The organism is Rhizobium sp. P1_E6, assembly GCF_056405875.1.
This window is the reverse complement of the sequence record NZ_JBFUBG010000018.1, coordinates 20,896-33,290: the sequence shown is the minus strand read 5'-3', so window position 1 is coordinate 33,290 and position 12,395 is coordinate 20,896. Positions and strand designations below refer to the sequence as shown.

15 protein-coding genes are annotated in these 12,395 nt (G+C 60.1%); 3 read left to right on the top strand and 12 right to left on the bottom strand.

Features of this window, described 5'->3' with window-relative positions:
- Positions 1-26: 26 nt before the first annotated feature.
- Entirely contained in the window at positions 27-830 is an 804-nt protein-coding gene (locus AC1D35_RS12045) for an exodeoxyribonuclease III (RefSeq protein ID WP_113507240.1), read from the top strand.
- Positions 831-836: 6 nt separating this feature from the next.
- On the opposite strand, the gene AC1D35_RS12040 is transcribed toward AC1D35_RS12045, so the two are convergent.
- Both AC1D35_RS12040 and AC1D35_RS12035 read right to left on the bottom strand, forming a co-directional pair.
- Positions 837-1,292 (bottom strand): cyclic nucleotide-binding domain-containing protein, encoded by a 456-nt coding sequence (locus AC1D35_RS12040; protein WP_113308690.1) that lies wholly within the window; start codon positions 1,290-1,292, stop codon positions 837-839.
- A gap of 1 nt (position 1,293) precedes the next feature.
- A complete protein-coding gene (locus AC1D35_RS12035) occupies positions 1,294-1,977 on the bottom strand; it encodes a response regulator transcription factor (protein ID WP_112564470.1) in 684 nt (227 codons plus the stop codon).
- A gap of 139 nt (positions 1,978-2,116) precedes the next feature.
- On the opposite strand from AC1D35_RS12035, the gene AC1D35_RS12030 reads away from it, so the two are divergent.
- Together AC1D35_RS12030 and AC1D35_RS12025 are read left to right on the top strand one after the other, a co-directional pair.
- A complete protein-coding gene (locus tag AC1D35_RS12030) occupies positions 2,117-2,665 on the top strand; it encodes a L,D-transpeptidase family protein (protein WP_113308691.1) in 549 nt (182 codons plus the stop codon).
- 157 nt (positions 2,666-2,822) lie between these two features.
- Positions 2,823-3,653 (top strand): aldo/keto reductase, encoded by an 831-nt coding sequence (locus AC1D35_RS12025; protein ID WP_113308692.1) that lies wholly within the window; start codon positions 2,823-2,825, stop codon positions 3,651-3,653.
- A 56-nt stretch (positions 3,654-3,709) separates the two neighbouring features.
- On the opposite strand, the gene AC1D35_RS12020 is transcribed toward AC1D35_RS12025, so the two are convergent.
- The 10 genes from AC1D35_RS12020 to ffh all read right to left on the bottom strand — a co-directional run bounded on the left by AC1D35_RS12020 (position 3,710) and on the right by ffh (position 12,189).
- Positions 3,710-4,051 carry a cell surface protein gene (locus tag AC1D35_RS12020; RefSeq protein WP_477852267.1) on the bottom strand — a complete coding sequence of 114 codons (342 nt, stop codon included), beginning with the start codon at positions 4,049-4,051 and terminating at the stop codon, positions 3,710-3,712.
- Between the two features lie 196 nt (positions 4,052-4,247).
- A complete protein-coding gene (gene leuC / locus AC1D35_RS12015; protein WP_113308694.1) occupies positions 4,248-5,657 on the bottom strand; it encodes a 3-isopropylmalate dehydratase large subunit in 1,410 nt (469 codons plus the stop codon).
- A gap of 242 nt (positions 5,658-5,899) precedes the next feature.
- The gene (locus AC1D35_RS12010; protein ID WP_113299599.1) at positions 5,900-6,718 is read right to left on the bottom strand and encodes an amino acid ABC transporter permease; all 819 of its coding nucleotides are present in this window, start codon (positions 6,716-6,718) and stop codon (positions 5,900-5,902) included.
- A 17-nt stretch (positions 6,719-6,735) separates the two neighbouring features.
- Positions 6,736-7,533 carry a transporter substrate-binding domain-containing protein gene (locus tag AC1D35_RS12005; protein ID WP_113299600.1) on the bottom strand — a complete coding sequence of 266 codons (798 nt, stop codon included), beginning with the start codon at positions 7,531-7,533 and terminating at the stop codon, positions 6,736-6,738.
- 146 nt (positions 7,534-7,679) lie between these two features.
- Positions 7,680-8,243 carry a 50S ribosomal protein L19 gene (rplS, locus tag AC1D35_RS12000; protein ID WP_113299660.1) on the bottom strand — a complete coding sequence of 188 codons (564 nt, stop codon included), beginning with the start codon at positions 8,241-8,243 and terminating at the stop codon, positions 7,680-7,682.
- A gap of 199 nt (positions 8,244-8,442) precedes the next feature.
- The gene (gene trmD / locus AC1D35_RS11995; RefSeq protein ID WP_113308695.1) at positions 8,443-9,144 is read right to left on the bottom strand and encodes a tRNA (guanosine(37)-N1)-methyltransferase TrmD; all 702 of its coding nucleotides are present in this window, start codon (positions 9,142-9,144) and stop codon (positions 8,443-8,445) included.
- Positions 9,145-9,149: 5 nt separating this feature from the next.
- Positions 9,150-9,719, bottom strand: a complete 570-nt coding sequence (gene rimM, locus AC1D35_RS11990; protein ID WP_113308728.1) for a ribosome maturation factor RimM — start codon at positions 9,717-9,719, stop codon at positions 9,150-9,152.
- Between the two features lie 125 nt (positions 9,720-9,844).
- The gene (rpsP, locus tag AC1D35_RS11985; RefSeq protein ID WP_113299602.1) at positions 9,845-10,219 is read right to left on the bottom strand and encodes a 30S ribosomal protein S16; all 375 of its coding nucleotides are present in this window, start codon (positions 10,217-10,219) and stop codon (positions 9,845-9,847) included.
- A gap of 49 nt (positions 10,220-10,268) precedes the next feature.
- On the bottom strand, positions 10,269-10,589 hold the full coding sequence (locus tag AC1D35_RS11980) for a chorismate mutase (protein ID WP_113299603.1): 321 nt from the start codon (positions 10,587-10,589) through the stop codon (positions 10,269-10,271).
- 16 nt (positions 10,590-10,605) lie between these two features.
- Entirely contained in the window at positions 10,606-12,189 is a 1,584-nt protein-coding gene (gene ffh, locus AC1D35_RS11975; RefSeq protein ID WP_113299604.1) for a signal recognition particle protein, read from the bottom strand.
- Positions 12,190-12,395: the final 206 nt, after the last annotated feature.

Below are 12,395 nucleotides of genomic sequence, written 5' to 3'. Positions count from 1 at the left end.
TTCAGAGGGATCTGAAAGGGCATGGCATGAGCTTCTCAATCACCACCTGGAATATCAATTCGGTGCGCCTTCGCATGCCGATCGTCGAGCAGCTCGTGCTGAAGCACAGGCCCGATATCCTCTGCCTGCAGGAAACCAAGGTTACGAACGATCTCTTCCCGCTCGCGCCGCTGCGCGCCATGGGCTACGAGCACATCATCATCCACGGCCAGAAGGGGTATCATGGCGTTGCCATCGCTTCCCGTGTGCCGCTGACTGAGGATCACCGGCAGGATTACTGCAATGTCGGCGATGCGCGCCATATTTCGGCGGTCTTCGAGCGCGGCAACCGGCGTATCCGCCTGCACAATTTTTATGTTCCTGCTGGCGGCGACGAGCCGGATCGTACGATCAATCCGAAATTCGGCCATAAGCTCGATTTCATCGAGGAGATGAAGAACCTCAAGGCCAGCGCCGAGCCGAACACGTCAGCCATTCTCGTCGGTGATCTCAATATTGCACCGCTGGAACACGATGTCTGGTCTCACAAACAGCTTTTGAAGATCGTCAGCCACACGCCCGTCGAAACCGATGGGCTGCTCGAGGTGATGAAGCGTGGCGGCTGGCACGATCTCATGCGCCAGCATGTGCCTGCCAACGAGAAGCTTTACACGTGGTGGAGCTACCGCGCGAAGGATTGGGAAGCTGCCGACAAAGGCCGACGTCTCGACCATATCTGGTCCTCGCCCGATCTCGGTCCGCATCTGCAGCGCATCGAGGTGCTGAAGGAAGCGCGCGGCTGGGATCGGCCGTCCGACCATGTGCCGGTGACCGTGCATCTCAATCTCTGAGAAAGCTCAGCTGAAGCGGCTAAACTGGCTTGCGGCCTGAGCAGCAAGATCGGCGATGCTGTCGCGGATACGGTTTTCCATAATGCGCGCCGCCGACGGATATTCCTCGATCAGACGATGGAACAGCGCCCGGGTGATGCGGATGATGCCGGTATCCTCGCGTGCGATTGCCGTGAACTTGCGCTCCACCAGCGTGATCAACGCCAGTTCCGAGATCAGCGCTCCGGCGCCGGCGATGGCTTCGGTCCGGCCCATGCCGTCGGAGCCTGTCACGCTGAGTTCCAGGCTGCCACTGGTGATCACATAGGCGCTTTCGGCGGGCGAGCCCTGACGAAACAGCATCTGCCCGGCAGCGATCACGCGTCGGTCGGCGCCGAAGGCGATCAGCCGGAGCTGGTCGTCGTTCATGTCCTTGAAGAGCGGCAGCTGCGAAAGCAGATGAATATCGTCGGAAAGAGACATTCTACGGGATGATCTTGTAGCCGCCGTTCTCCGTCACGAGGATCTCGGCGTTGGACGGATCACGCTCGATCTTCTGGCGCAGGCGGTAGACGTGGGTTTCCAGCGTATGGGTCGTGACGCCGGAATTGTAACCCCAGACTTCTTCCAGCAGTACGTCGCGGGTGACGACCTTCTGTTCGGCTCGGTAGAGATAGCGGATGATTGCCGCTTCCTTCTCCGTGAGCCTGATCTTCTGGCCGTTGTCGGTCGTCAGCAGCTTCTGGCTCGGCTTGAAGAGATAAGGGCCGACCGTGAAGGTGGCGTCCTCGCTCTGCTCGTGCTGGCGAAGCTGCACACGGATGCGGGCGAGCAACACGGCGAAACGGAAGGGCTTGGTGACGTAGTCGTTGGCGCCGGCCTCAAGGCCGAGGATCGTGTCGGAATCCGTGTCGTGGCCGGTCAGCATGATGATCGGCGCCTTGAAGCCGCCCTTGCGTAGCAGTTTCACCGCCTCGCGGCCGTCCATATCAGGCAGACCGACGTCCATGATCAGCAGATCGACCGGGTTGGAGCGGGCGGCCTGGACCCCCTTGCCCGCGGTCGCTTCCTGCAAAACCGTGAATTCCTCATACAACGACAATTGCTCCGTCAGCGTCTGGCGAAGGTCGTCGTCGTCATCCACCAGAAGAATGGTGCGTGCGGTCATGCGGGTGCGTCCTTGCGTTCTGTCAGATACTCCTACGCCAAATTCCGCATTTGGCAAGGATTGCTGGTCTGCGGTTGCCGCTCGGGGCCTGATATGATTTCAATCGAAGCCCAAGGCAATTCAACAACATGCGAGAAAGATGGAAAAAACAAGGCGAGAGCGAAGCGACAGGCCCTCAACGCTCGTTGTGCGGGCGGCACCAGGCAAAACAAGCAGGGCCATCGTCCGTTTTGGCCCACTTGTATTGCCAGCCGCGATCGGCCGTAGCGGCCGCACCGTGACAAAACGGGAAGGCGACGGAGCAACGCCGATCGGCAGCATGCGGCTTCTCTACGGCTTCCGGCGCGGCGAGCGAAACGGTCATCTTGCCTCGGCGCTGCCCATCAAGCGCATCCGCACCGGCATGCTGTGGTGCGATCAGCCGGACAATGCGAACTACAACCGGCCGATCCAGGCACCGTTCAAGCCAAGTCATGAGGAGATGAAGCGGAAGGACGGACTCTATGATATCTGCCTGGTGCTCGACTGGAACGTAACGTCACGGGCGCGCAACCGCGGCTCGGCGATTTTCTTCCATCTCATCCGGCCGGGATATGAGCCGACCGCCGGCTGTGTCGCGATCAGCGCCCGCGACATGCGCCGCATCCTGCCCTACCTAAGAAAGGGAACGATCCTTCGCGTTCTCTGATTGTATTGCGGGCTCTCTGTCCTATATGGGTTTTCGACCGGACGCGCAGGCTGCAATGCGTCCAGGGAAACCCGCCGCGCGGGTTCAAATCATGCCCATCCAATTCGTGCCCATCGAATTCAGTCTTGGCCAATCTTCAAACTTACGGAGATATATTGTGACCACTCAGCCCATCATCACTTTCCATGACGGACATTCCATTCCCCAGGTCGGTCTCGGCGTCTGGCAGACCCCGCAGGATATCGCGGCTCCGACCGTGCGCACCGCACTTGCCGCCGGTTATCGTCATATCGACACGGCTTCCGGCTATGACAATGAAGAGGGCGTCGGTGAAGGCATCCGGTCGGCAGGTGTCGACCGCAAGGATATCTTCCTCACCACGAAGCTGCGCAATACCGACCAGGGTTATGACAATGCGCTGCGTGCCTTCGAGGTCAGCCTGAAAAAGCTCGGCAGCGAGTATATCGATCTCTATCTCATCCACTGGCCATCGCCGCATCGCGGGCTCTACCGCGAAACCTGGAAGGCTTTCGTGCGCCTGAGGGAGGAAGGGCGCGTGCGCTCCATCGGCGTATCGAACTTCTATCCTGACCATCTCGATCACATCATCGGCGATACCGGCGTGGTTCCCGTCATCAACCAGATCGAGCTGCATCCCGACTTCCAGCAGAAGGCGGCGCAGGAAGCGCACAAGAAGCTCAATATTGCTACCGAATCCTGGAGCCCGCTCGGTCAGGGTCGCTTCATCTCCAATCCAGCCATCGGTCAGATCGCGGCCAAACATGGCAAGACGCCTGCTCAGGTCATCATCCGCTGGCACATCGATACCGGCCTCGTCGTCATACCGAAATCGGTGACGCCGTCGCGCATCGAGGAGAACTTCAAGGTCTTCGATTTCAAGCTCGACGGTGACGACATGGCTGCCATCGCCAAGCTTGACAATGCAGGCGCCCGCATGGGGCCGGACCCCTACACCGCGACCTTCTAAACACTGTAAAACAAAGCTGCGGCTGTCATGTCGACAGCCGCCGTCTCGAACACAGTCTAATAATTGCAATATTGCGAGCCGTTGGTCGGCGTGAATCCGTAGCTGCAGGTGTTCCGCAAACGAGGCTGCGACCGGATCGAACCGGTGTAATCCCTATTTCCACGGAATGCCTGAGGTGGATACCAGTATCCATCCGAAGCCCGCCGATATCCCGTACGCTGCGTTTTATAGCCGGGATAGCCGTTCATGTATCTTTGCCCTGCCTGCGCGAGACGCACGATGCCGGCAATAGCGGGCGGTTCTGCGTAGAGTGGAGCAGCGATGCCAGGACCAACCGGCGCCATTGAAGCAAAGGCGACGAGGGCAATCGGCAGGACTGCCAATAATCTCTTTCCCATTGATCATTCTCCCCAGCGATATCAACTCAAACGCTCATCCCGGGAGCGCAGATTCAATCACGCACACAAGCAGCGGGGCAAGTCGATTATCCGAAAGGGTGAAATTCGGTCAAAAGAGTGTCATTACTATGCCATTAAAATAAAACGCCCGGTGCGGATGCACCGGGCGTTTTTCATGTCAGATGTGCGAGAGCGATCAGTTCCACTCGCGGATATCGACGAAGTGGCCGGCAATCGCGGCTGCGGCGGCCATGGCCGGCGAGACGAGATGCGTGCGGCCCTTGAAGCCCTGACGGCCTTCGAAGTTGCGGTTCGACGTCGAGGCGCAGCGCTCGCCCGGCTTCAGGCGGTCGTCGTTCATGGCGAGACACATGGAGCAGCCCGGCTCGCGCCAGTCGAAGCCGGCAGCCTTGAAGATCTTGTCGAGGCCTTCCTGCTCCGCCTGTTCCTTCACGAGGCCGGAGCCCGGAACGATCATGGCGTTGACGGTCGAGGCAACGGTCTTGCCCTCGACGACCTTGGCGACAGCGCGCAGGTCTTCGATGCGGCCATTGGTGCAGGAGCCGATGAAGACGCGGTCGATGTTGATGTCGGTCATCGGCGTGCCCGGCTTCAGGCCCATATAGTCCAACGCACGCCACTTGGAGGTGCGCTTCGTTTCGTCCTGGATATCGTCAGGGTTCGGTACGATACCCTGCACAGAAATCACGTCTTCGGGCGAGGAACCCCAGGAGACGATCGGCGGCAGGTTGGCGGCATCGAGCACGACGACGCGGTCGTAATGAGCGCCTTCATCGGTCTGCAACGTCTTCCAGTAGGCAATCGCCTGTTCCAGCGCCTCGCCCTTTGGCGCACGCGGCTTGCCCTTTATGTATTCGAAGGTCTTTTCGTCAGGGGCGATCAGGCCGGCGCGGGCGCCGCCTTCGATCGTCATGTTGCAGATCGTCATGCGGCCTTCCATCGACAGCGCGCGGATAGCTTCGCCCGCAAATTCGATGACATGACCAGTGCCGCCGGCCGTGCCGATCTCGCCGATGATGGCGAGGATGATGTCCTTGGCAGTGACATGCGGCGGAAGCAGGCCGTCGACACGCACCAGCATGTTCTTCGCCTTCTTCTGGATCAGCGTCTGGGTCGCCAGGACATGTTCGACCTCGGAGGTGCCGATCCCATGCGCCAGCGCGCCGAAGGCGCCGTGCGTGGAGGTGTGGCTGTCGCCGCAGACAATCGTCATGCCGGGCAGGGTGAAGCCCTGTTCCGGACCGACGATGTGAACGATGCCCTGACGCTTGTCGCTTGCCGAATAATACTCGACGCCGAATTCGGCGGCATTGGTGGCCAGCGCTTCGACCTGGATGCGGCTTTCCTCGTTCTTGATGCCAAGATGGCGGTCGGGCGAAGTCGGAACGTTGTGGTCGACGACGGCGAGCGTCTTTTCAGGCGCGCGAACCTTGCGGTGGGTCATGCGCAGGCCTTCGAAGGCCTGCGGCGAGGTGACTTCATGGACCAGGTGACGGTCGATGTAGAGAAGACAGGTGCCGTCTTCCTGTTCGTCGACCAGATGGTCGGCCCAGATCTTGTCGTAAAGGGTACGCGGTGCGCTCATGGCTATAGTCCGTTTTGGCTGGAGCATGGAATTTAAGGATGTCGCGGACAGGCTCCGCGGACCGTCATTCGATCAACGAAGTCGGCTGTTGAGCGCACCGGAAACGGACGCATAGAAGCGTGCCGGCAGGCGGTAATGATCCTGCAGCACGAAAATATGCGCACCGATGCATCTAAATTTGGATTCCATAGGGTGGATATAGCTATTTTTGACCGAAACGGCAATTCGAATCATGCGCCCGCTCAGTGCCGCGGCATCTGTTTCATCTTCTTCTCGATCCGCCGCAGGAAGAGCGACAGGCCGATCGTCAGGATCAGATAGATGTAGGTGACGATCGAATAGGTTTCGAAGAAGCGGAAGGAGCCGGAGGCGTAGACCTTACCCATCTGCGTGATGTCGGCGACGCCGAGGACGGAGACGAGGGAGCTGTCCTTCACCATGGAGACGAAGTCATTGGAGAGCGGAGGGAAGATCACTCTTATCGCCTGCGGGAAGACAACGAGGCGGAAACGGCGGTAGCGCGACAGGCCAAGCGACTTGGCGGCTTCGATCTGGCCGATATCGACGGACTGGAAGCCTGCCCGGAAGATCTCGGCGATAAAAGAAGAATAGCCGATCATGAGCGCAATGATCGCCCGCCACATCAACGACAGATCGCGCACGAGGATGGGTTCCAGAAGACCGGCACTTACCAGCGGAGTTATCAGGAAATTATAGGCCGCAACAACGCCCGGCGCGCCGACGAAGGCGATGTAGAAGAGCAGCACCAGAATCGGGATGCCTCGGATGATTTCGATGTAGAAGCGGGCTACCTGACGCAGCACGATGCTGTCCGACAGGCCCAGCAGCGCGATGCCGAGACCAAGCGCCGTCGCCAGCACGAAGGCGACGAGTGTGACAAAGATCGTGACGCCGGCTCCATTCACGACGGTCCGGAACACCTGCGTGTAGATGTCGTTGGTGACGATGACGGCGGCAAGCGCCATGCCGATCAGGACGAGGACGACCAGCCACCAGGGACGGTCGTCCTTCTCGTGTCGAGGGGACGGTGGGAGCGCCATCTGCGATTTCTCGGGGGTTATTCGCCCATCTTGTAGTCGAGGAACCACTTCTTGTTCAGCGCATCGAAGGTGCCGTCTGATTTCAGCGCAGCGATAGCGGCATTGACGGGCGCGACGAGATCGGAACCCTTCGGGAAGATGAAGCCGAAATCCTCGGTGCCGAGCGGTTCGCCGACGACCTTCAGCCCACCGTTCGAGGAATCGACATAACCCTTGGCAGCGACGCTGTCGGTCAGGACGAGATCGACGTCACCCGTCTTCAGCGCCTGCACGGTCGCGCCGAAGGTTTCGAAGAGCTTGATGCGCGGGTTCTGCTCGTTGCCATCGAGAATTTCATAGACGGCAGTATAGAAGGGCGAAGTGCCGGGCTGGGCGCCGATGAGGCCATCGTTGAAGGCGCCGAAGCTTTTGGCATCGGTGAAGCGCTTCTCGTCCCCACGTACCAGCATGAACTGCTGCGAGCGCATGTAGGGATCGGAGAAATCGACCTTCTGCTTCCGGTCGTCCTTGATGGTGATGCCGGTCATGCCGATGTTGTATTGCCCATCGGACACGGCCTGGATCATCGCGTCCCAGCTGGTGTTCTGGTATTCGACCTTGGCGTTCAGCCGCTTGGCGATCTCGTTCATCGCATCATATTCCCAGCCGATCGCCTTGCCGGACTTGGGGTCGACGAACTGCAGCGGCGGATATGCGTTTTCCGTCACAACGACGACGGTCTTGCCGCCGAGATCAGGCAGGCTGGCTGCGAAGGCTGTGAGCGGCGAAAGCATTGCGGCCGTCAGGCCGGCGAGAACTGTGCGGCGAAAGAACATGGTGTGGCTCCCCATTATTTGACCCGAGAATTGTCATGGAAGATGCCGCCATGGCAAGGCTGCAACCGCTGCCCGTAGATGCAAAAAAGAAAAGGCGGCCCAAAGACCGCCTTTTCCATGCAATGATTTTCGCTTTCGCGAGCTGCTTATTCAGCCGAACCTTCAGCAGCGGCTGCGGCTTCTGCGGCAGCCTTGGCTTCGGCAGCTTCAGCGGCGGCCTTTGCTTCAGCGGCTTCTGCTGCTGCCTTTTCGGCGGCGAGAGCCTGAGCTGCTGCGATCTTTTCAGCTTCGATACGTGCCTTTTCCTCGGCAACGGCAGCGCGTTCGGCATCGTTGAGCTTGCGGGCGCGGACGCCGGTGTCTTCAACGATACGTGCAGACTTACCGCGACGGTCGCGCAGGTAGTAGAGCTTGGCGCGACGGACCTTACCGCGGCGAACGACGTCGACGCTTTCGATCATCGGCGAGTAAACCGGGAATACGCGCTCGACGCCTTCGCCGTAAGAGATCTTGCGGACCGTGAAGTTTTCCTGCAGGCCTCCGCCGGAGCGGGCGATGCAGACGCCTTCGTAGGCCTGAACGCGGGTACGGGTGCCTTCCGTAACCTTCACGTTGACGCGGAGGGTGTCGCCCGGGGAGAATTCCGGAAGTGTGCGCTTGGCTTCGATCTTGGCGGCCTGTTCGGCCTCAAGCTGCTGAATGATGTTCATCGTCTTAACCTTTGGTTCTTCTGAAACAGCCAGAGCGCTCACACTGTCCATCGGTCGATGCCTCCGGAGTTTGCCCTTGCGGGCGGGAGCGGATTCGCCATTCTTTGTTTGCTGGCAGACGGGGATAAACCCCATTTCCGCGTGCGCCATTACACGAAAGACTTCCGCGTGTCATCCCTTGGACGGCAAATTTGTGGAATCAGCCGGCTTTTTCGGGCTTTTGCGCCGTAATCAGGTCCGGCCGCCGTTCCTTCGTCAGTGCAATCGCCTCTTCGTGTCGCCATTTCTCGATGGCGCCGTGATTGCCCGATATCAGGATTGCGGGAATCTCGCGGCCTTCCCATTCCTGCGGACGGGTGTAGTGCGGATGCTCCAGCAGTCCGCCCTCGAAGCTTTCATGCAGGCCCGAGAGATCATTGCCCATCACGCCCGGCAGAATGCGTACGATCGCATCGAGCAGGATCAGCGCCGCCGGCTCGCCACCGGACAGAACATAATCGCCGATCGAGACTTCTTCGAGTTCTCGCGCCTCGATCACACGCTGGTCGACGCCTTCGAAGCGGCCGCAGACGATGAGGACACCGTCGCCGGCAGCAAGTTCACGTACGCGCTCCTGAGTGAGCGGTTTGCCGCGTGGACTCATCAACAAGCGGGGGCGATTGTCGTTTTCAGAAGCGCTGTCGATGGCGCGGGCGAGTACGTCAGGCTTCAGCACCATACCGGCGCCGCCGCCGGCTGGCGTATCATCGACGGTGCGGTGTTTGTCGGTCGCGAAATCGCGAATTTGCACGGTGTCGAGCGACCATTGTCCGCGCTCGGCCGCCTTGCCGGCGAGCGAAAAGCCCAGATGGCCCGGAAACATTTCCGGGTAGAGTGTCAGCACGGTCGCCCGGAAAGCCATGGCGTTTACTTCTTATTCTTCGGCTTGCCTGACGTAAGACCCTTCAGATCGTCAGGATCGTCGATAAGTCCGGCTGCACGCGGATCGATCAATAGCTTGCCGGCCTCGAGATCGATTTCCAGCACGGAGGCTTCCGAAAAAGGGATCAGAACCGGACGCTTGCCGGGACCTTTGAGCTCCAGCAGATCGCCGCCGCCGAAATCGAAGACACCGGTCACGGTCCCGTAGCTGACGCCGTGATCGTCGAATGCTTCCAGCCCTTCCAGATCGGCGTAGAAGAACTCGTCGTCCTCCAGCTCCTCGTCGGACAGATTGTCACGCTCGATATAGAGTTCTAATCCGTTCAGCGCCTCGGCGGCGTTGCGGTCGTTGACGCCGCGGAAGCGCACGACGACCATATTCTTCATCTCGCGCAGTTCAAGGACCTCGAAGCTGCGTCCGTCCATGCTGTACAGGTGGCCGTAGTCGCCGAGTGCAGTCGGGTCGGCCGTATAGGCCTTCACACGCACTTCGCCGCGAATCCCCTGTGCGCCGCCAATGGTTGCCATCAGCACCGGATTTTCAAGCTTGGTCATGGGTTCCTTCATTCGAACGCAGGCAGAAGCCGAGATCACGCTTCTCATAAACGAAGTGCGAGGGAATGGAAACGAAAACGGGCGGCATGTCGCCATGCCGCCCGTTCTGGTGGGATCGGAACAGATTATTCGGCGGAAGCAGAAGCAGCGGCTTCGGCAGCGTCAGCAGCCTTCTGAGCCTTTTCTGCTGCACGCTCCTGGGCCCTCTTGCCCGGCTTTGCCTTTTCCGGGTTGTTGCGGGCTTCGCGCTTGGAGATACCGGCTTCGTCGAGGAAGCGCAGTACACGGTCGGTCGGCAGGGCGCCCTGGTCGAGCCAATGCTTGATGCGTTCGCCGTTCAGCTGAACGCGCTTCTCGTCGTCCTTGGCGAGCATCGGGTTCCAGGAACCGAGGCTCTCAAGGAAGCGGCCGTCACGCGGGCTGCGGGCATCGGCGAGAACGACGTGGTAGTACGGGCGCTTCTTGGAACCACCGCGTGCGAGACGAATTTTCAGTGCCATGTTCTTTACTCCTTAGGCTTTTCTTGAACCGCTTCGTTGAGCGGCATGGTTATCGGGCTGCGGCGCTCTGTTCAGCGTGGTCCGCAGCGATCTGCTCATGATGCCGGATGACTTCCTTGATGATGAAGTTCAGGAACTTCTCAGCGAAATCCGGATCCAGATGCGCATCTTCGGCAAGCTGCCGAAGACGGGCGATCTGGTATTCCTCGCGCGCCGGATCAGCCGGCGGCAGATTGTATTTTGCCTTCAGCACGCCGACCTCTTTGGTGCAGCGGAAGCGTTCAGCAAGAACATGCACAAGCGCCGCATCGATATTGTCGATCGACTGACGGTACTTGGCGAGCTGGGCTTTGACGTCTGGATCAATCATGGGGCAGGCGATCCTTTCACTTCTTCTTGGGCAATCCGGGCAGACCCGGGAAACCACCACCGAGGCCCGGCAGCTTTGCGCCGCCAAGACCGGGCAATCCGCCCGGCAAGCCTCCGCCTAGACCGGGCATACCCCCACCCGGCTTTCCGAGACCCGCGGCTTCCGCCTGCTTCTGCAGCGCTTCGAGCTGCTTCGGGTCGATATTCGAGAGATCGGGCATGCCGCCCATGCCGCCGAGGCCCCCCAGCCCCATCTTGCCGGCAAGGCCGCCCATCATCTGCTTCATCATGCCGCCTTTGCCTTTGCCGCCCATCATCTTCATCATATCCGCCATCTGGCGGTGCATCTTCAGAAGCTTGTTGATGGCGGCGGCATCGGTGCCGGAGCCGGCGGCGATGCGCTTCTTGCGCGAATGCTTGAGCAGGTCGGGATTGGCGCGCTCGGCCTTGGTCATCGACTGGATGATGGCGATCTGGCGGCCGAACAGCTTGTCGTCGAGGCCGGCGGCAGCCATCTTGTCCTTCATGCCGCCCATGCCGGGCATCATGCCCATGATGCCGCCCATGCCGCCCATCTTCTGCATCTGCCTCAGCTGGTCGGCGAGGTCGTTCAGGTCGAACTTGCCCTTGGCCATCTTGGCGGCCATGGCGGCGGCCTTTTCGGCGTCGATGTTTTCGGCCGCCTTTTCGACGAGCGAAATAATGTCGCCCATGCCGAGAATGCGGTCGGCGATACGGCGGGGATGAAACTCCTCCAGCTCGCCCATTCGTTCGCCGACGCCGATCAGCTTGATCGGCTTGCCGGTGACGGCGCGCATGGAAAGGGCAGCACCACCGCGACCGTCGCCGTCCATACGGGTCAGCACGAGGCCGGTGATGCCGACGCGCTCATCGAAACTACGGGCGAGGTTGACGGCGTCCTGACCGGTCAGGCTGTCGGCGACCAGCAGGATTTCGTGCGGGTTCGAGTTCTTCTTGATATCGGCCATTTCGACCATCAAGGGCTCGTCGATATGGGTACGGCCTGCGGTGTCGAGAATGACAACATCATGTCCGCCGAGCTTGGCGGCCTGCACGGCGCGTGCGGCGATATCAGTCGGAGACTGGCCGGCAATAACAGGCAGCGTGTCGATATTTGCCTGAGCGCCGAGCTGGCGAAGTTGCTCCTGCGCGGCCGGACGGCGCGTGTCGAGCGATGCCATCAGCACCTTCTTCTTCTCGCGCGTCGTCAGCCGGTTGGCAATCTTTGCCGTCGTCGTCGTCTTACCCGAGCCCTGCAGACCGACCATCATGATGACGACGGGTGCGGGTGCATGCAGATCGACGCCAACGCCTTCGCCACCGAGCATTTCGATGAGCTCGTCATGAACGATCTTGACGACCATCTGGCCGGGCTTGATCGACTTCAGGATCTCGGCGCCGACGGCCTTTTCACGTACGCGGTCGGTGAAGGAGCGGACGACTTCGAGCGAAACGTCGGCTTCCAGAAGCGCACGGCGAACCTCGCGCAGCGCTGCGGAAACATCACTTTCCGAAAGCGCACCACGGCCTGTCAGTCCATTCAGGATGGAACCAAGACGGTCCTGGAGGTTCTCAAACATCGGCTCTTCCTTGCTACGTTTCGGGGAGTTTTGGGATGTCCCGAACGTCGTGCTTTTCCTTGACGAAAACAAGACGCAAAGCCAAAAAGCACCCGAGGGCGCAGCGCGCTGTCGGGTGTTGACCTCCGGTATCCATGTCCCGGTCGGCGGCTCGGAGTCTAATGCTCGTCGCAGATTTTGCGCGATAAACAGGAAAGCTTCGTGAA

Excerpts from the sequence above, each read along its gene's own strand:
- AC1D35_RS12045 (WP_113507240.1), top strand. The coding sequence starts at position 27 with ATGAGCTTCTCAATCACCACCTGGAATATCAATTCGGTGCGCCTTCGC.
- AC1D35_RS12040 (WP_113308690.1), bottom strand. The coding sequence starts at position 1,292 with ATGTCTCTTTCCGACGATATTCATCTGCTTTCGCAGCTGCCGCTCTTC.
- AC1D35_RS12035 (WP_112564470.1), bottom strand. The coding sequence starts at position 1,977 with ATGACCGCACGCACCATTCTTCTGGTGGATGACGACGACGACCTTCGC.
- AC1D35_RS12030 (WP_113308691.1), top strand. The coding sequence starts at position 2,117 with ATGGAAAAAACAAGGCGAGAGCGAAGCGACAGGCCCTCAACGCTCGTT.
- AC1D35_RS12020 (WP_477852267.1), bottom strand. The coding sequence starts at position 4,051 with ATGGGAAAGAGATTATTGGCAGTCCTGCCGATTGCCCTCGTCGCCTTT.
- leuC (WP_113308694.1), bottom strand. The coding sequence starts at position 5,657 with ATGAGCGCACCGCGTACCCTTTACGACAAGATCTGGGCCGACCATCTG.
- AC1D35_RS12010 (WP_113299599.1), bottom strand. The coding sequence starts at position 6,718 with ATGGCGCTCCCACCGTCCCCTCGACACGAGAAGGACGACCGTCCCTGG.
- AC1D35_RS12005 (WP_113299600.1), bottom strand. The coding sequence starts at position 7,533 with ATGTTCTTTCGCCGCACAGTTCTCGCCGGCCTGACGGCCGCAATGCTT.
- rplS (WP_113299660.1), bottom strand. The coding sequence starts at position 8,243 with ATGAACATCATTCAGCAGCTTGAGGCCGAACAGGCCGCCAAGATCGAA.
- trmD (WP_113308695.1), bottom strand. The coding sequence starts at position 9,144 with ATGGCTTTCCGGGCGACCGTGCTGACACTCTACCCGGAAATGTTTCCG.
- rimM (WP_113308728.1), bottom strand. The coding sequence starts at position 9,719 with ATGACCAAGCTTGAAAATCCGGTGCTGATGGCAACCATTGGCGGCGCA.
- rpsP (WP_113299602.1), bottom strand. The coding sequence starts at position 10,219 with ATGGCACTGAAAATTCGTCTCGCACGCGGTGGTTCCAAGAAGCGCCCG.
- AC1D35_RS11980 (WP_113299603.1), bottom strand. The coding sequence starts at position 10,589 with ATGATTGATCCAGACGTCAAAGCCCAGCTCGCCAAGTACCGTCAGTCG.
- ffh (WP_113299604.1), bottom strand. The coding sequence starts at position 12,189 with ATGTTTGAGAACCTCCAGGACCGTCTTGGTTCCATCCTGAATGGACTG.